The sequence below is a fragment of the Leyella lascolaii genome (genome assembly GCF_900079775.1).
Lineage (GTDB): Bacteria > Bacteroidota > Bacteroidia > Bacteroidales > Bacteroidaceae > Prevotella > Prevotella lascolaii.
In genome coordinates this window covers 163,722-182,570 of record NZ_LT556049.1, presented here as the reverse complement: position 1 = coordinate 182,570, position 18,849 = coordinate 163,722, and the positions used below count along the sequence as shown (strand labels likewise).

Below are 18,849 nucleotides of genomic sequence, written 5' to 3'. Positions count from 1 at the left end.
TGAAAGAAAAAAATGTAATGATTTTTTACTTTCCTTATTGCATAAATATTCATTTCCGGCAATGCCGCGCGGTTTTTTTGGCTGGTTGAAAACGTACGGACTCGTGTATATTATCATACCTTCAAGGCTGCGTCGCTGTTATGATTATCCCGAATCTGTCATAAGAACGCCGATTATACATTTAAGGTTTATTGTCAGCTCTTCATCCTTCTTCCGCACTGCTGCCGTCATCTTGCATCCTGCTTTTTCCCGATGTAGCCCGCTGCATCTTCGATAAAGCATGATACAATCCGGCTGACAGCAGCACGAAATAAGAATGGAAGTCTGATGACCGATTCGGGATTGTCGCGCGTTTCAGGCTTTCATGTAAAACGGAAAGGCAGGAAGCGCATCCCGTGCCGTGCGTTTGCAGCCGTGCGTGAGGGTGCTCTTCCTGCCTTATGAAAATGTGGTTTGTGTATGTTTTGTTTACTTGTGCTTCAGTGTCATTACTGTCTTGCCTGTGCTGTCCTTGAATTCGAGCACGCCCTTCTTCTGCATGCTGAACGTAGAAACCTTGCCGAGAGCTCCGAGCACAGCCTGTTCGGTCTTCATGTCAGCGCACATCATACGTGTGCTTCCCAGTGCCCCGAAGTCTATCGTGCCTGTCTCCACGTTGGCGTTGAGCGCTCCTGTGAGGCGGTTACATCCTGTGCTGCCGTACACGCGGTTCTCTTTCGTGTCGAAACCGATGAACGGTGCGTTGCCGTCATTGCCTGCTCCGACAGCCTTGCCTTCCACTTCGGTGATGTTCCATTCGCCTGCGAGTGCTGATATGGACCTTATTTTACCGCTTGTCGCACACGAGGCGAGGAACGCGGTCATGCATATTGCAAATAATACTTTCTTCATGTCAGTATGTCGCTTTATTAAAATAATGAATTATGTCAGTCTGAACAATCTTTTATACCTGTGTCTGTTTTGCGACCGCAAAGATAGTTGAAAGAAGCGGTAAAGCAGAATAAAATATTATACATTAACAACTTTAACGTGCGTTAATTAAACCGTGGAATGGCATAATGAGGTTTTTCCGTGATTCGTATAGCGTAGCCTTCCGTAAGCCTCCGCTTCCTTCGCTCCGTAAAAATAAGTCTGCGTTTATTTTATCCTGCGCTCGGTTTGCATTAACTCTGAATAAGTTAAGCTGCACCTCGGCATGAAAAATAAGCGTATACTTATCTTTTCCGTGCTTCGTATCGCTTCGTCTTAACATAAGACTCCGCTTTACTCGCCCGTAAAAATAAGTCTGCGTTTATTTTATCCTGCGCTCGGTTTGCATTAACTTTGAATAAGTTAAGCTGCACCTCGGCATGAAAAATAAGCGCATACTTGTTTTTCCTCCGCTTCGTATAGCGTAGTCTTCCGTAAGCCTCCGCTTCCTTCGCTCCGTAAAAATAAGTCTGCGTTTATTTTATCCTGCGCTCGGTTTGCATTAACTTTGAATAAGTTAAGCTGCACCTCGGCATGAAAAATAAGCGCATCCTTATCTTTTCCGTGCTTCGTATCGCTTCGTCTTAATATAAGACTCCGCTTTACTCGCCTGTAAAAATAAGTCTGCGTTTATTTTATCCTGCGCTCGGTTTGCATTAACTTTGCAAAATAAAAGGTTTTTGTCGGGCAATATGGCGGTGGAGCACATGCTGTGTCGTGCCGCAGCCATGTTGTCTGACGATGAAGTTTAACATAACATATCAAAAATGAAGAGACTCTTTATCGAGACATACGGATGCCAGATGAATGTCGCCGACAGCGAGGTGGTCGCCTCGGTCATGAAGATGGCGGGCTACGACCTGTGCGAATCGGCTGATGACGCCGACGCCGTTTTCCTTAATACATGCTCTGTACGCGAGAACGCGGAGAACAAGATATATCATCGTCTGGAGGCTCTCAACGCCGAACGGCGCAAGGGCAGGAAGCTCATCATAGGTGTGCTGGGATGCATGGCGGAACGGGTGAAGGACGATCTGTTGGAGAACCACGGCGCCGACCTTGTAGCCGGACCTGACGCCTATCTCACTCTGCCCGACCTCACGGCGCAAGCCGAGACGGGCAACAAGGCTATGAACATAGAGCTTTCCACCACAGAGACCTACCGCGACATCGTTCCCCGGCGCATAGCCCTGGCTCAGCCCATAAGCGGATATGTGAGCATCATGCGCGGATGCAACAACTTCTGCCACTACTGCATAGTGCCCTACACCCGCGGCCGTGAGCGTTCGCGCGACGTGGAGAGCATCCTCCGCGAGGTGCGCGACCTTGAGGAGCGGGGCTATAAGGAGGTGACGCTGCTCGGACAGAATGTCAACTCATACCGCTTCGAGCACGACGGACACGTCATCGCCTTCCCCGAGCTGCTGCGGACTGTGGCTGAGACGGCGACGGGAATGCGCGTGCGCTTCACCACAAGCCACCCTAAGGACATGAGCGACGACACGCTGCACGTCATTGCCGAGATGCCCAACGTGTGCCGTCACATACATCTGCCGGTGCAGTCGGGCTCGGACCGCATACTGAAACTGATGAACCGCAAGTACACCAGGGAATGGTACATGGGCAGGGTGGAGGCTATCAGACGCATCATTCCCGACTGCGGACTGTCCACAGACATATTCGTGGGCTACCACAGCGAGACGGAGGAGGACCACCGTATGTCGCTCTCGCTCATGCGGGAGGCTGCATATGACTCGGCGTTCATGTTCAAGTACAGCGAGCGTCCCGGCACTTACGCCTCGAAACATCTGCCCGACGACGTGCCCGAGGAGGTGAAGCTGCGCCGCCTGAACGAGATGATACATCTGCAGACGGAGCTGTCGGCTGAGGCTAACAGGCGCGACGAGGGGCGCGAGTTCGACGTCCTCGTGGAGGGATTCAGCAAGCGCAGCCACGAGCAGTTGTGCGGACGAACGGAGCAGAACAAGATGGTGGTGTTCGACAAGGGACGGCATCACATCGGCGAGACGGTGCGGGTGAGAGTCACAGGCTCCACAAGCGCGACGCTGCTCGGCACTGCCACTGACTGATTTCACAATAAAACAGCATATGCCGCACACTCTGTTGGGCGGCATATTTGTTTTAAATGACCTTCCATATTTTGTAATATAACGCAAAAACGCTAACTTTGCATAAAACATCCTTCGCTCGGCAATCCGCGAGCAAGCTCTCATTGCGCTCGCTTGGGTTGTTTTTGCATAAAACATCCTGCGCTCGGCAATCTGCGAGCAAGCTCTCATTGCGCTCGCTTGCGTTGTTTTTGCATAATGGCAGTCTGGGCATTCACGTTGCGGACAATCAGTTTATCAAGACCGCACATGCCGTATTTGAAGTATTCATACATATATAATAATATAACAAGCTCCTCAATACACACTGATGAAAGAGTTTTTCCAAGTATTGCGCCGATTCGTTCCGCCGTATAAGAAATATCTTGTCCTGACGGTTATTTTCAATATTCTTTCGGCGATATTGAATATCTTCTCGTTTCTCGCAATAATGCCGATACTCAAGATTCTGTTCAAGATCGACACAACGGACACGCATCCCGTGCTCCTCGCGATAGGCAGCGCGGACATAAAGGAAGTGCTCACAAACAACATGAACTATTATGTCTATCAGATGATAGACGCTCTCGGGGCGTCCACCACGCTGCTCGTCATCGGACTGTTCCTGGCTTTCATGACGTTTCTCAAGACCGGGGCGTACTTCCTCTCGTCCGCAACGATCATCCCGATACGCACCGGTGTGGTGCGCGACATACGCAACCAGCTCTACCGCAAGATAACGTCGCTGCCGCTGGGCTTCTTCTCCGAGGAGCGCAAGGGCGACATCATAGCCCGCATGAGCGGCGACGTGCAGGAGGTGGAGAGCTCCATCATGTCGTCGCTCGACATGCTTTTCAAGAACCCCATACTCATTGTCTTCTACTTCTCCACGCTCCTTTTCATCAGCTGGCAGCTCACTCTGTTCACCCTTGTCATCGTTCCGGTGATGGGATGGTTCATGGGTTTCGTCGGCAGAAAGCTCAAGGCGAAGTCCATCAAGGCACAGGCAATGTGGAGCGACACGATGAGTCTCGTCGAGGAAACGCTCGGCGGACTGCGCATAGTCAAGGCTTTCTGCGCCGAAGAGAAGATGAACCGCCGCTTCGACTCTATCAACAGCTCCTACAGGGAGCAGGTACGCAGGGTCAATACACGCCAACAGCTCGCCCACCCTATGAGCGAGTTCCTCGGCACTTTGCTCATTGTCATCGTGCTGTGGTTCGGTGGTACGCTCGTCCTTAACAACATGACGCTGAGCGGACCGATGTTCATCTACTACCTTGTGATGCTCTACAGCATCATCAATCCGCTGAAGGAGTTCTCCAAGGCAAGCTATAACATACCGAAAGGTCTGGCGTCCATGGAGCGCGTGGACAAGATACTGAAGGCTGAGAACACCATAAAGGAGAAGCCGGAACCGGTGCGCATCACGTCGTTCGGACACAGCATAGAGTTCCGCAACGTGTCGTTCAGGTACGGGGAGAAGTGGGTTCTGCGCGACATCAACCTTAAGATAGAGAAAGGCAAGACCGTCGCGCTCGTGGGACAGAGCGGCAGCGGCAAGTCGACTCTTGTCGACCTCATACCGCGTTACTACGACACGCAGGAGGGACAGGTGCTCATCGACGGCACCGACGTGCGCGACCTGTGCATACACGACCTGCGGATGCTCATCGGAAACGTCAACCAGGAGGCGATACTCTTCAACGACTCGTTCTACAACAACATCGCTTTCGGCGTGGAAAACACCACACGGGAAGATGTGGAACGCGCCGCGCGGATAGCCAACGCGCACGACTTCATCATGGCTTCCGAGCAGGGATACGACACCAATATAGGCGACCGCGGAGGACGGCTCTCCGGCGGTCAGCGGCAGAGAGTGAGCATAGCGCGCGCCATTCTCAAGAATCCGCCCATACTGATACTCGATGAAGCCACCTCGGCTCTCGACACTGAGAGCGAGCGTCTGGTGCAGGACGCCCTCGAGAAGCTCATGAAGACGCGCACCACGGTGGCTATAGCGCACCGCCTGTCCACCATAAAGAACGCCGACGAGATATGTGTCCTGCACGAGGGACGCATCGTGGAACGAGGCACGCACGACGAGCTGATGGCTCTCAACGGCTACTACCGTAAGCTGCACGACCTGCAGTCGTGAGGCGGAAACGTAGCCGCAGGCTTGCATCCCACGAATGGAAGGCATGCCGTATTTGTCCGGTAACATATCATGTTGCCGGTTTTTTTATAACAGATATGCTTCTTTCCGTGTCACACCATCAGTTTCCTGTCTCTTGCCTTACGTGAGACGCTGCCATGACCCGGTGTTGTCCCGGCTGCTGTTCCGTGTGTTAAATGTTGTAAATATTATTCTTTCGAGTAGTAATATAGTTGAACTTTCACTATATTTGTAACAAATTTTGACGACGGTTTAATACTTAATGATTATGAAAAGGATATTGAAAAACTATACATGCGGTTCTTTGAGTGACTACAGTTTCTAAAAATCGCGGGTTCATTGAATAATATGCAGCCTGTATATATGTGCGGTAAGAATACTGTAAACTCTGAGGGGCACGCCTGGGTGGTTGATGGCTATCGTATACAATATGACACTCACGCCTATTATGCGGCTGATGATCTGCGTCTGTTGGACAGAACAAGGACACCGGAAAAGAATTATGTACATTGCAATTGGGGCTGGGATGGATATTGTAACGGATATTATCTTTATAATGCCCTTAAATCATCCGGATATGTAGATTATGACTTCAATTATTCGAAAAACTTACAAGTAATAACAGGTATAACTTATAACAAATGACTGTTATGCGCAGGATATATAAGAATATGGTGCTTGTCGTCTCAGTGATGATGTCGCTTTTCACATTGGTATCGTGTGGTGACGATGACGACTCCACTTTAACTGGAAAAGGTGAACATGTGTATAGTGTTTTCTATCAGTTTGAACTCTACGATGCTGAGGGCAATCCCTATATGGTGGAATCATCCTCTGACGATGCGTTTTCTACATGCTATAAGTATGATGAAGGCATAGCGCCGAGATGGTTCAGCGACTCCGAGTCGCGTGTGTCAGGCAATGTGGTCGGTCCTTTTACCTTCACCCGTGTCATATTCAGTTCAAAACCACCGGTCATAGAGCCGTTTGTCGTTAAGTTCGGACTCATGTCAGACAGCTGGTTTAAAGAGTCCGGTGTGCAATATGTGGATATACGGATGGAGGAGTTCGATTCTGATAAGGATGACATGAGGTCGTTGCGGCCTGTGTCATGGGAATCTGACGGGCTTGATGTGATGTACGTCAAGGACCGGAAAATATCACCCGAATATATAATAACCTGTATAGGGGTGAGGATTCCCGTGTGATGAAAGACTCTTCTGAGCTGAACCGGTCATCAGACATCATCCTTATCGCCTGCTGCTGTCGGTCAGTTTCTCTTCCTCTTCTGTAGAATATGCGGCGTATCTTACCGTGCAAAAGCGGAAGACAAGATGACGGCGGCAGTGCGGATGAGGGATGAAGAGCTGGCAATAAACCTTAAATGTATATTCGGCGTTCTGATGACCGGTTTGGCTTTAAGGGAATGAGCTGCACTGTGCGGGGCGTATGCTATGCGGCATAAAGTGCATGACAGATGGTGCGACGTATGGCATACCGGCTTCAAAAACCGTGCCTTTTATGCCCTCACTCCTTCTCCGGCACTTCCGTTTTAACATTCCGCTTCTCCTGTTCCGGCTCCCTCCGGACAGCGTTTTCCGCTTTCCATACATCCCCCGCGCCGCTCCCGAGGCGGTGCTACCCCCATTCCGTATGCCTGTCTACCCTTTTCCGCATGGCGGAAAGGTGCTTCCGGTGTTGCGGAAAAGCCTCTTCCGATGTCTCATACGGGCTTTCCCGTGGCGTGGGAAAGGCTCTTTGGCAGTATGAAACGGGCTCTTTGGCGTTGCGGAAAAGCCTTTTCGGCTGAGGCGTTGGGCGCGGGAGAATATGCCGTTCGCGGCATGTCGCTTTTCTGATGGCGTAATATGCTGAATATACGACAGTTATACGGAATGACATGAAAATGCCGATTTTCGCGTTATTCGGTGCTTTTTCTGTCTTTATTCGTTTTTTCCGAGATTTTGAAGATGCGTTTTTAACCTTTCAGATACGATGTTAAGTATATTTAACTTTATATATAATAGAAAACATCCCTCACCGTCCTGTAGTCCGCATGCTATGGCGGCGGTTCCCGGAATACACGGTGCAGCCTCGTGATGTCCGCCTTCGGGTGCTCAGGACACCTGCATCTTGCCGTAAAAAACTGAAAAAACGGCGATTGCTTGCTGGCGGAGCGAATAATCGTTATTTTTGCATCCGTGACGCACTACGCGCCACTTCAAATCATCATACACACATCCATGTCGTCAGATCATTCTTCCAAAGACCCGCGCCTGCATGCGCTTCACGGACGTTTTGAGCGTCCGCGGCAGTTCACTTTCCCCTTCTGCTACACACCGCATCCCATGTGTGTGGCGGCGGCAAGTGAGGTGCAGCGTCATGTGGATGAGAGCGGAGTGCTGCGGCAGGAGCACGGAGGCGGCAAGATGTTCGGCGTGCTTGTGGTGGACACGGGCGACGGCGGCACGGCTTTTCTTGCCGCCTACTCCGGACTTCTTGCCGGACGCAACGACTGGACCTACTTCGTGCCGCCGGTGTTCGACGCCTGCCGCCCCGGAGGATACTTCCGCATGCGTGAGCGGCAGATAACGGAGGTGGGCAGGGATTTGGAACGTTGCGCCGCCGACCCCGCCCGGCTGGCTCTCATGAAGGAAATGAAGGATGTGGAGGAAGAGGCGCGCCACGCCACAGCGGCATACCGGCGGCAGATGGAGGAGGCACGCCTGCGCAGGGAGGAGACGCGCCGCGGCGGCACGGACGAGGCTGTGGAGGAGAGACTGAGGAACGAGAGCAGGTTCATGAAGGCTGAGTTGAGGCGCATGAAACGCGCCTATGCCGCCCGGCTCGAGGAGCTTGCCGCCCGCCTGCGCCCTCTCGACGAAAGGCTTGAGCGTCTGCGGACACGCCGCCGCCTTATGAGCGACGGACTGCAGGAGTGGCTCTTCCGACGCTACGAGATGCTCAACGCTCGCGGCGAGCGACGCTCCCTGCCCGACATATTCGCCACCTTCTCTGCCGGTGCTCCGCCTGCCGGGACAGGCGACTGCTGCGCTCCCAAGCTGTTGCAGTATGCCTATCAGCGCGGTTACAAGCCGCTTTGCATGGCTGAGTTCTGGTGGGGCGGCTCACCGTCGGGCGAGCTTCGCCGTCACGGACACTTCTATCCGTCGTGCACGGGCAAGTGCGGTCCGCTGCTGCGCTACATGATGCAGGGGCTTGATGTGGAGCCCGACCCGCTCGGGACGGTGTTTGAGGGTGAGCTGAAGATAGTGTATGAGGACGACGACATTGTGGTGGTGGACAAGCCCCACGGCATGCTGAGCGTGCCTGGTCGCGGCGGCTGTGTGTCGGCTCTGTCGCTCATGTGCGCCCGTTACGGCGGTGCGGGGGAGGCTCTTGCCGTCCACCGGCTCGACATGGACACCGGCGGACTGCTCGTCATGGCTCGCACGGCACAGGCTCAGCGCGCTCTGCACGCCCAGTTTGAGGCTCGCACGGTGAGCAAACGCTACACCGCGCTGCTCGACGGGACACCCGACCGTCCGGGCGAGGGCACGATAGACCTGCCGCTGGGAGCCGACTTCAACGACCGTCCGCGCCGGAAAGTGGACATGGAGACAGGCAGGCGCGCCGTCACACGCTATGAGATAATGGGGCGTCGGGGCGACCGCACGCTCGTACGCCTCTATCCTCTGACAGGCAGGACCCACCAGCTGCGCGTGCACTGCGCCCATAAGGACGGGCTGGGATGCCCCATCTCGGGCGACAGACTCTACGGCAAGGGCGGCGGAAGGATGTGTCTCCGCGCCACGTCGCTCACTCTTGTCCATCCTTCCACGGGCAAGACCATGACGTTCTGTGTTGATGATGGGTTTCAGGAAATGTAAGGGCAGGGCACGGACAATGGCGTGCCCTGACACCGGAAGAGGGGTCAGTCGCCGAGCAGACGCCTTGACATGTATCTCACAGGATACCATGTGGCAAGCCATCCCACGGCTATCACGGTGACGAAAATCAGCGCGACGTCGTCATAATGCACGCTCACGGGATAGGCGTTGATGACAAACGCTCCGCTGGTGCTGCCCATGGCGACAAGCCCGTAGGTCTGTTGCAGCCAGCACAGCAGCAGTCCGACGACGATGCCTATGGCTGCTCCTATGGCAGATATCATCCGTCCCTCGAAGAGGAAGATGCGCGTTATGAGCCTGTCGCCTGCTCCGAGGCTGCGCAGAGTCTCCACATCCTGCTTCTTGTCTATGATGAGCATCGACAGCGAACCTATGATGTTGAAGCACGCCACTATGAGTATGAACGTGAGGAATATGTAGGCAAGCACCTTCTCTATCTGCATTATCTTGAACGTGTCTGCCTGTTGCTCGAAGCGGTCGAGCACGCGGTATTTGTCGCCTCCTATCTTCTGCATCTCCGCTTTCACCGCCTTCAGACTGCTGCCCGGCTTCAGCCTGAACTCGAGAGAGGTGACCATGCCCTGCCGGTCGAATATCCTACGGGCGAAACCTACTGATGTCAGGATATAGTCTTTGTCATACTTGGCTTGGTTCACTGCGAAGACGACGCCTGCGGAGAGTATGGAGTCGGCTACGAAACCGTCCGACGGATTGGTCACATCAACCATCTGACCCTCCCGCCGGGGCGCGTATATTTTCAGAAAGCCGTCCCATCGCGCGCCCATGCCGAGCGTCTGGGCAAGACGTATGCCCGGAATGCCATACTGGAGGTTGGCTGCCTGCAGCGTGAAACTGCCGTCGCCGTAGAGTATGTCGCGTATGTTTGTAAGGCTGTCGAAGTTGCTCTGCACTCCTTTCACGGTCACCATGGCTTGCCTGTCGCCGTACATGGCGAGCGCGAGTTCCTCCACACATTCGGTGGAAACCTGCACCTCGGGCAGCCGTTTCATCTGTGTGAGCAGCGGATCGTCAGCAGCCACCGCCTTGCCTTTGGCTGGAACGACGGACAGCTGGGGGTCGAAGCTGGTGAAGAACGACGCCACGAGGTCGTGAAACCCGTTGAACACGCTCATCACAATGACCAGAGCCATTGTCGTGACGGCAACACCCGTGACCGATATTGCCGATATTATGTTTATGACATTGGTGCTTTTCTTAGAGAAAAGATACCGTCTGGCGATGTAGAAAGGAAAGTTGTGCCGTTTCATTTCTTGCCCAGCAGTTCGTCTATGCGCTCGATGTAGTCGAGCGAGTCGTCGATGAAGAATCTCAGTTCGGGTATTATGCGCAGCTGGTTGCGCACTCTCGTGCCGAGCTCATAGCGTATTGTGCGCTCGTTGGCGTTGATGTTCTTTATCATGTCTGTGCCTTTCTCCGACGGGAAAATGCTGAGATAAGCCGTGCATATGCTCAGGTCGGGCGACACACGGCAGCGGGTCACGCTCACCATCACGCCGTGCATCATGCGTGTCTGTGACTGGAATATGAGGCTGAGCTCCTTCTGCAGGAGTCTTGCTATGCGGTTTTGTCTTGTTTCTTGCATGTTTTATATATTATTGTTTTATGTGAGACGAGTTTGCATACGGACGGAATAAAAAACTTTTCCCGTACATAAGGGTGCGGCAAATCTTATGCAAAGATTTAGCAAACGAGCGGAATAAGAGCTTGTTCTTATATTCCCGAGTGCAGCAAATCTTATGCAAAGATACTGCAAACCGTGTGTATGAGGAAATAAAAGCAGTTTTATTTTTCCTTTTCCCCATGCTTCACGCCCTGCGTGCGTGTCTCTCCGGAGGCGTCATTCGGCGAGAGTGAAGTCGAGCTGTTTCTTCTCCAGGTTCGCCGCCGCCACTTTTATGCGTATCGGGTCGCCCAGCTGGTACTTGTGATGTCGGTGCCGTCCCACCAGACAATAGTTCCTCTCGTCGAAGTCATAATAGTCATCGTTGAGGTCGCGCATGGGTACCAGTCCCTCGCAATGGTTCTCGTCAATCTCGCAGTAGATGCCGTACGACTGGATGCCGCTTATGTGCGCGTCGTACACATTGCCTATCTTGTCGCTCATGAACTCCACTGCCTTATACTTGATGGAGTCGCGTTCGGCGTTGGCGGCAATCTGTTCCATCTCGCTCGAGTGCTTGCACAGCTCCTCGTAGTGCTCGCGGTTGGCACTGCGTCCGCCGTTCTGGTAGCGTGTGAGCAGCCGGTGCACCATGGTGTCCGGGTAGCGTCGGATGGGCGAAGTGAAGTGAGTGTAGTAGTCGAAAGCCAGTCCGAAGTGTCCGATGTTGTGTATCGAGTATTTCGCCTTCATCATAGCCCTCAGCGCGACGGTCTGTATGAGGTTCTGCTCCTTCTTTCCCTGGCAGTCGTCCATAAGCTTGTTGAGCGACCGCGCCGTAGCTCCCTTGGTGCCTTCGGTCTTGAGTTTGTAGCCGAACTTCACTATGAACTCGCGCAGAGTCTCCAGTTTCTGCGGGTCGGGATTGTCGTGTACGCGGTATGGCAGAGTCTTCGCCTTGACACCTTTCCTCACCTTTCCCACGCTCTCGGCAACCGTCCTGTTGGCAAGAAGCATGAATTCCTCGATGAGCTTGTTGGCGTCCTTCGACCTCTTGAAGTAGCAGCGCACGGGCTTTCCCTTCTCGTCGATGTCGAAATGGAGCTCCTCCCGGTCGAACTTCACGGCTCCGTTGGCAAACCGCGCCTTGCGCAGCTTCTTGGCAAGTCGGTCGAGCGTGATGAGCATCTCGGCGTTCTCACCCTTGTATCCGTCCTTTCCCGGAGCGGGAGCGGGCTCTCCCGTACCGTCGACAACGCCGTTGTCCTCGAGCAGCTGCTGCACTTCCTCGTAGGCATACCGCCTGTCGCTGCGTATGACGGTGTGCGCTATGCGGTAGCTTTTCACCGTCGCCTCGTCGTCAAGATTGAATATCACGCTGTAGCAAAGCTTCTCCTCGTCGGGCCGGAGAGAACACACGAAGTTGCAGAGATGCTCCGGAAGCATCGGTATGGTGCGGTCTACGAGGTAGATGCTCGTAGCTCTTTTCTGTGCCTCCTTGTCTATTATGGAGCCTTCTTTTACGTAGTGCGACACGTCGGCGATGTGCACTCCCACCTCCCACAAGCCGTTGCCGAGCCTCCGTATGGACAGTGCGTCGTCGAAGTCCTTGGCGTCGTGCGGGTCGATGGTGCACGTGAAGGTCTGCCTGAAGTCCTCCCTCTCCTTCAGATCCTCCTCTGTTATCTCGCCCGTTATCTTGTCGGCGGCGTCCTCCACAGCCTTGGGATACTTGTAGGGCAGTCCGTATTGCGCGAGGATGGTGTTCATCTCGACGTCGTTGTCGCCCGTAGGACCGAGCACGTCTGTCACCTCTCCTATCATGTTACGGTTGTCGCCGTCGGGCCATTGCATTATCCTCACCACCGCCTTGTCGCCGTTCTTGCCTCCTTTAAGCTTGCGGCGCGGTATTATGATGCCTGCCGGCAGGGTGCCGTCCTGCGTTATGAGGTAGGTGATGTCGCGGTCGGAGCGCAGCCGTCCCACGAAAGTGTCCTTGGCGCGCTTTATTATCTCTATCACCTGAGCCTCTTTTATGTGGTGCCGCCGGCGCGCCATGACCGACACCCTCACCCTGTCTCCCGTCAGTGCCCACATGGAGTTGCGCTCCGCAACGAATATTGGTGCCTTGCCGTCGTCGGGTATGAACGTGTTCTTTCCGTTCTGCTTGCGCTGGAACGTGCCCTCCTGCACCTGCCCTTTCGTATTGAGCCGGTAGGAGTTGTCGCTCACTTTGGTGAGGAAGTCGTCCCATGCCATCTCCTCCATGATGTCTATTGCGAGCATCTTCAGAGGGTGTGTGTCAAGGTGCAGGGTACGGAATATCTCCTTGAAACTGAATGTCTTGTCAGGCTGTGAAGTGAAGAAGCCCTCGAGCTTCTCCGAAAGCTGTTTCTTAGTAAGGCGTTTCCCGCCCTTTTTTCCTTTTGCCATAATGTCGGGGTTTTTGTTTTCCGGACTGTCCGTTGCGGCTCTGTCGTCCCGTGCTGGAGCCTTTCCTTCGGTGCGAGGTGGCTGTTTCCGCTGTTTTTCCGCCTCTTTTCCGCGGCACGGAAGAGCCTGTGTCACGCAGTCCGGATGTAAGTATATGCAAATAAACAAAATAAATCCGAGAAATCCTTTCACCTTTACGATAATTTTGCATTAAACCCTCTGTTTTATGTAAATTAATGAATAGTAAGACGTAATGTGAATTAAAATACTTAAATTTGCAGCCGTTAATATGTTCGAAGAGATGAAAACGGATGAGCGTGAGCGTGAGATATACCGTGTGACACTGCTTGGCGGTCTTGCCAATGTGGTGCTGCTTGTGTTCAAGTTTGTGGCTGGAGTGCTCGGAGGTTCGGCTGCCATGATAGCCGATGCGGCACATTCGCTTTCCGATTTTCTCACCGACATTGTCGTGGTTGTCTTTGTAAGACTGAGCAGCAAGCCCCAGGACTACAGCCACGACTACGGTCACGGCAAGTATGAGACGCTCGCCACGGCAATCATAGGTGCGGTGCTGTTTGCCACGGGAGCCATGATATGCGTGGGAGGAGTGAAGTCCGTCATCGGCTTTTTCAAAGGTGAGGACATCGGCACGCCCGGTGTCATCGCTCTGGTGGCGGCTCTTGTGAGCATCATTGTGAAGGAGTCAGCCTACCGCTTCACTGTCAGGGCGGGACGTGAGGCGGGCTCTCAGGTGCTCATAGCCAACGCATGGCATCACCGCAGCGACGCCCTCTCTTCGGTGGGCACCGCCATCGGCATAGGCGGAGCCATCATTCTCGGCAGCGGATGGGCTGTGCTCGACCCTATAGCCGCCGTCGTCGTGGGTCTGCTCATCATCCGTTCGGCTTACAGACTTGTGCGTGAGGCTACGGGCGAGCTGCTCGAGGAGAGCCTGCCCGGAAGCGTTGAGGACGAGATTACGGACATCGCCACGGACGAGCCGCAGGTGAGCGGCATACACAACCTGCGCACACGGCGCATCGGAAGCCTCTATGCCATAGAGATGCACGTGCGTATGCCGGGCGGTCTTTCGCTGTATGAGGCTCACGAGCACGCCACGAACATAGAACGGAGGCTGCGCGGACGGTTCGGCAGCCACACATATGTGAACATTCATGTGGAGCCTCTGAAGGAAGGAGGAGAATATCACGACCCTTCCGTACACCCCGACTTATCACTTAATGACAACTGACTGCGAAAATGAGCAATATTCTTATAACCGGCGCGAGCGGCTTCATCGGCAGCTTTATCGTTGAGGAAGCCTTGCGCCGAGGCATGAACGTGTGGGCTGCCGTGAGGCATACGAGCTCGCGGCGCTATCTCACCGACAAGCGCATAAACTTCATAGAGCTTGACTTCTCTTCGGCTGAAAGGCTGGGAAAAAGTCTCGGACACCACACGTTCGACTACGTGGTGCATGCCGCAGGAGTGACGAAGTGCCTTCACCGCGATGACTTCCACAGGGTGAACACCTTGGGGACGAAGAATCTGGTGGACGCTCTTCTGGCGTTGCAGATGCCCTTGAGGCGTTTCGTGTTCATCAGCTCGCTGAGCGTTTACGGAGCCGTGTGCGAGCGGCAGCCCTACCGCGACATAAGCGAGAACGACATTCCGCGCCCCAACACCGCATACGGCAGGAGCAAGCTTGAGGCTGAACGCTACCTCGAATCGATAGGCAACGACTTCCCTTACATCATTCTGCGCCCCACGGGCGTGTACGGTCCGCGCGAGAAAGACTATTTCCTGATGGCACGGAGCATAGCCTCGCATGTGGACTTTGCCGTGGGCTACAGGCGTCAGGACATCACTTTCGTGTATGTGAAGGACGTTGTGCAGGCGGTGTTCCTCGCGTTGGACAGGGGCATGAGCGGCAGAAAGTATTTCCTTACCGACGGACATGTGTACTCATCAGCCGACTTCAGCAGTATCCTCCGCCGCGAGCTGGGCTCTCCATGGGTGGCGCGCGTGGTGGCTCCGCTATGGATGCTGCGCCTCGTAACGTGGGCTGGGGAGCGCATAAGCCACATCACCGGACGCCCGACAGCCCTCAACGCCGACAAGTATCACATACTGAGGCAACGCAACTGGCGGTGTGACGTGGAGCCGGCATTCGACGAGCTGGGCTTCCATCCGCACTATCCGCTCGACAGGGGAGTGAAGGAGACGGTGGCATGGTATAAGGATAACAAATGGTTGTGACACAGAAATGAACTACATAAAGAAACTTTTCGAGATTGAGAAGAAGCCTGTGCGCGGACTGCTTGCCGTGGAGTGGGCTGTCGTGGCGTACACCGCGCTCACACTCATGGTGCTGCTCTTCACCTATACAAAGAGCGTCAACCCCGAGGCAATGGTGCTCGGACGCATGCGGGTGCTCGCAACCATAGTCGCGCTGTGGGTGGTCTACAGGCTCGTGCCGTGCAGGCTGACCCGCGCCGCGCGCGTAATTACGCAGATAGTGCTGCTTGCCTGGTGGTATCCCGACACTTATGAGCTCAACAGGGTGTTCCCTAACCTCGACCACGTGTTCGCCTCTCTCGAGCAGACGGTGTTCGGATTCCAGCCCGCCCTTGCCTTTTCGGCGCGCTTCCCGTCGCCTGTCGTGAGCGAGCTTATGAGTCTTGGCTACGCCTCCTACTATCCTCTGATAGCCCTGGTGGTGTTCTTCTATTTCTTCCGCAGGTATGAGGAGTTCGAGCGTTGCGCCTTCATAGTGCTGTCGGCGTTCTTCATCTATTACGTGATATTCGTACTTGTGCCGGTCACCGGACCCACATATTATTATAAGGCGATAGGTACAGGCAACGCGGCGGCAGGCATATTCCCCGACGTGCACTACTATTTCAACACCCACCGCGAGTGTCTTCCCACACCGGGATACACCGACGGGACGTTCTATGCGATGGTTGAAGGAGCCAAGGCAGCGGGCGAACGGCCCACCGCAGCGTTCCCCAGCTCGCACGTGGGAGTGGCTACCATACTCATGATGCTTGCCCTTCACAGCCGCAGCAAGCTGCTTCTCGTGGTGCTGGCTCCGCTCTATGTGCTGCTGTGCCTGTCCACGGTGTACATCCAAGCCCACTATGCCATCGACTCGATAGCCGGATTCGTGAGCGGACTCCTGCTTTACGCTCTGCTCTTCGGACTCACCGGCAGGATGCGGCAGAGGCGCGTCCGCAGGTGAGCACGCCAGAATGTATAATTATGCGGATATGCTTTTGCGTATGCATAATTATTCCCCCTCAACTCGTCATGACTGCCGCAGCGGAGCGCGGAAGACTCTCCGGAGGCAAATACGCCGCTCTCGCGCGGTTTAAGCAAGTCGTTGATATATAGCGGATTATGTGTTTTTATCATTCGGTATGCGCTTTCCTGTGCCGCGAAAGAGCCTTTTCCGTGATGCGGGAAAGCCTCTTTCATGACACGGCAAAGCCTTTACTGTGATGCCGGACAGCCTTTTCCGCGACACGGTTTCATCAATGTCGTGCGTGAAAATGGTGTTTTATACGCCATGATTGTCTTTTTCCGGATGTGCGGAACTTTTTAAACTGTCGTCCGGAAGGTTTCGTTCCGTTTTCCCGTTTCTGTTTCGCTGATTTGTTTTGTCAAAACTTTTTACTTCCTGAACTGCATATTTATTCATTCCATCGTGCGGTTCCGGCATGAGGACAGTGTGCGTGTGCCGGTGCGCCAGTCACTTTCCGGCAGTGCGGCATACATGCTGCCGGTGTGTATGAATTATATTAAAGCTGTTTATAACTTATATTAAAGTTGTGTATGAATTATATGAAAAAAGAAAAACCGCCCGTGCTTTGCGCAGCCGGACGGTGTGAAACGGATGGATGGAAAATCAATACCTGAACGAACTTCCGCCGAGAAACTCGCGCAGGAGCGATGTGGAGGGCAGCGTGTTGTAGCGCACCGGGGTGAAGTAGCGCAGGAACTTGCGCAGCCGGTAAGCCTCGGCATACTCGTCGCAGTTCTCCGGCACGAGCTCGAGCAACGGCTCCGCCTGTCCCTTTATCACCGCAAGCTCGTATATCATAGCCGTGTTGAACATCGCGTCGGCGTTCTCCTGATAAGGGAATATCCACTTGTTCTCACCGGCGCGGACGCTCGGCCAGCGGTGTATAGTCTCCTGCGCGCTCACTCCGCGATACTTGTAGTCGCGTATGATGCGGCGCAACAGTCTGTTGTCGGTGGTGGGAATGTAGTTGTGAGTGTCAAGAAGTATGGTGGTGAGAGCCGATGCGTAGACGCGGAACTTGTGCTCCTCGGGTATCTGGGCAGTCAGTTCGGGGTTGAGCGCGTGTATTCCCTCCATCACGAGAATCTCGTTCTCACCGAGCCGCATGCGCCGTCCGCTGCGCTCGCTCTTTCCCGACTGGAAGTTGTATTTGGGCAGTTCAATCTCCTCTCCTCTGAAAAGTGCGCCGAGCTGGCTGTTGAGCAGCGGCAGGTTAAGGGCATAGAGGCTCTCGTAGTCATACTCGCCCTTCTCGTCCTTCGGTGTGAGCTCGCGGTCCACGAAGTAGTCGTCGAGCGAAATCGGCACCGGTTTTATGCCGTTGGTGAGCAGCTGTATGGACAGCCGTTTGCACGTGGTGGTCTTCCCGCTCGACGAAGGTCCCGATATGAGCACCACCTTCACGCCCCTGCGTTGGGCTATCTCGTCGGCTATTCTCGATATTTTCTTCTCCTGAAGAGCCTCCGACACGTTTATTATGTCGTTTGTCCTGCCGTGCGCCACAGCCTCGTTGAACGCTCCCACGGTGCCTATCCCCACGAGGTTCTGCCACCGGTGGTGCTCCTGGAATATCTCGAACATCTTGTCCTGCCGCGTCATCTCGCCCAGCTTCGACGGGTCGTCTGCCGCAGGTATGCGCAGCAGCAGTCCGTCGTAATACTTCTCCAGTCCGAAGAGATGCAGCTGCGAGGTGTTCGTGAGCATCGTTCCGTAGAAGTAATCCACATATCCGTCTATCTCATAATAGGTGGTGTAGATGTTTCCGATGGTCTTCAGCAGGGTCACCTTAGAGTGCGTTCCGAGCTTGCGGAACATCTCTGTAGCCTCCTCGGTGGTAGCCTCGTGGCGGTGGATGGGCAACGCGCGGTCTATTATCTCCTGCATCCTCGTGCGCAGCATGTCCACGTCTTGCAGTGTGACGGCGCGTCCTATCTGCAGGTCGCAGTAGTATCCGTTGCTCACGGGGATGTCTATCACCACGCTGCCTTTGGGAAAGATGTCGTGCACCGCCTTGCAAAGCACGAAGAAGAGCGTGCGTGTGTATGCCCTCGAACCTGAAGCGGAGTAAAGGTCGAGAAACTCAACGTCCTTGTTGTTATACACCCTATAGTGCATGCCTTCCACTTTATTGTTGACCTTCGCGCTCACCGGACCGTAGCGCATGGACATCTTATGTTCATTAAAAATGTCAGAAAGTGTACTTCCTATTTCTGCTGTTAGAGTTTTTTTATTATTTTTGCAACGTATTTGCAACATCTGTTTCATATACGGAATCGTTTTTATTGATAATGAACGTAAAGGTAATTCATTTTTCATAAAGTATA

General features: G+C 54.0%; 13 protein-coding genes. 8 read left to right on the top strand and 5 right to left on the bottom strand.

Annotated elements, in window-relative coordinates:
• Nucleotides 1–468: 468 nt before the first annotated feature.
• Nucleotides 469–891 (bottom strand): META domain-containing protein, encoded by a 423-nt coding sequence (locus BN4609_RS11090; RefSeq protein ID WP_021992546.1) that lies wholly within the window; start codon nucleotides 889–891, stop codon nucleotides 469–471.
• Between the two features lie 845 nt (nucleotides 892–1,736).
• On the opposite strand from BN4609_RS11090, the gene miaB reads away from it, so the two are divergent.
• The 5 genes from miaB to BN4609_RS11060 all read left to right on the top strand — a co-directional run bounded on the left by miaB (nucleotide 1,737) and on the right by BN4609_RS11060 (nucleotide 9,143).
• Nucleotides 1,737–3,059, top strand: coding sequence for a tRNA (N6-isopentenyl adenosine(37)-C2)-methylthiotransferase MiaB (miaB, locus tag BN4609_RS11080; protein WP_068856725.1), 1,323 nt, complete (start codon nucleotides 1,737–1,739; stop codon nucleotides 3,057–3,059).
• Nucleotides 3,060–3,408: 349 nt separating this feature from the next.
• Nucleotides 3,409–5,235, top strand: coding sequence for an ABC transporter ATP-binding protein (locus BN4609_RS11075; RefSeq protein ID WP_068856724.1), 1,827 nt, complete (start codon nucleotides 3,409–3,411; stop codon nucleotides 5,233–5,235).
• Nucleotides 5,236–5,592: 357 nt separating this feature from the next.
• A complete protein-coding gene (locus tag BN4609_RS17265; RefSeq protein ID WP_164071657.1) occupies nucleotides 5,593–5,898 on the top strand; it encodes a C10 family peptidase in 306 nt (101 codons plus the stop codon).
• A 5-nt stretch (nucleotides 5,899–5,903) separates the two neighbouring features.
• On the top strand, nucleotides 5,904–6,461 hold the full coding sequence (locus BN4609_RS11065; RefSeq protein WP_164071656.1) for a hypothetical protein: 558 nt from the start codon (nucleotides 5,904–5,906) through the stop codon (nucleotides 6,459–6,461).
• A 1,035-nt stretch (nucleotides 6,462–7,496) separates the two neighbouring features.
• A complete protein-coding gene (locus BN4609_RS11060) occupies nucleotides 7,497–9,143 on the top strand; it encodes a pseudouridine synthase (RefSeq protein WP_084791548.1) in 1,647 nt (548 codons plus the stop codon).
• Nucleotides 9,144–9,187: 44 nt separating this feature from the next.
• Here BN4609_RS11060 and BN4609_RS11055 read toward each other — a convergent pair whose 3' ends face one another.
• The 3 genes from BN4609_RS11055 to rnr form a co-directional block, all read right to left on the bottom strand.
• Nucleotides 9,188–10,432: an FtsX-like permease family protein gene (locus BN4609_RS11055; RefSeq protein WP_021992373.1), complete on the bottom strand. Its 1,245-nt coding sequence runs from the start codon at nucleotides 10,430–10,432 to the stop codon at nucleotides 9,188–9,190.
• On the bottom strand, nucleotides 10,429–10,767 hold the full coding sequence (gene rbfA / locus BN4609_RS11050; protein ID WP_021992372.1) for a 30S ribosome-binding factor RbfA: 339 nt from the start codon (nucleotides 10,765–10,767) through the stop codon (nucleotides 10,429–10,431). Before rbfA ends, BN4609_RS11055 begins: the two co-directional genes overlap by 4 nt.
• 255 nt (nucleotides 10,768–11,022) lie before the next feature.
• The gene (gene rnr / locus BN4609_RS11045) at nucleotides 11,023–13,218 is read right to left on the bottom strand and encodes a ribonuclease R (RefSeq protein WP_068856968.1); all 2,196 of its coding nucleotides are present in this window, start codon (nucleotides 13,216–13,218) and stop codon (nucleotides 11,023–11,025) included.
• 289 nt (nucleotides 13,219–13,507) lie between these two features.
• Here rnr and BN4609_RS11040 point away from each other — a divergent pair, with 289 nt between their 5' ends.
• Genes BN4609_RS11040 through BN4609_RS11030 form a run of 3 tightly spaced genes read left to right on the top strand, consistent with a single transcriptional unit; the run spans nucleotide 13,508 to nucleotide 16,462 of the window.
• Nucleotides 13,508–14,470, top strand: coding sequence for a cation diffusion facilitator family transporter (locus BN4609_RS11040; protein WP_241033250.1), 963 nt, complete (start codon nucleotides 13,508–13,510; stop codon nucleotides 14,468–14,470).
• Between the two features lie 8 nt (nucleotides 14,471–14,478).
• Nucleotides 14,479–15,477 carry an NAD-dependent epimerase/dehydratase family protein gene (locus tag BN4609_RS11035; protein ID WP_068856721.1) on the top strand — a complete coding sequence of 333 codons (999 nt, stop codon included), beginning with the start codon at nucleotides 14,479–14,481 and terminating at the stop codon, nucleotides 15,475–15,477.
• A 7-nt stretch (nucleotides 15,478–15,484) separates the two neighbouring features.
• Nucleotides 15,485–16,462, top strand: a complete 978-nt coding sequence (locus BN4609_RS11030) for a phosphatase PAP2 family protein (RefSeq protein WP_068856720.1) — start codon at nucleotides 15,485–15,487, stop codon at nucleotides 16,460–16,462.
• 666 nt (nucleotides 16,463–17,128) lie between these two features.
• Here the strand turns inward: BN4609_RS11030 and BN4609_RS11025 are convergent.
• Nucleotides 17,129–18,790 (bottom strand): nucleoside kinase, encoded by a 1,662-nt coding sequence (locus tag BN4609_RS11025; RefSeq protein WP_068856719.1) that lies wholly within the window; start codon nucleotides 18,788–18,790, stop codon nucleotides 17,129–17,131.
• Nucleotides 18,791–18,849: the final 59 nt, after the last annotated feature.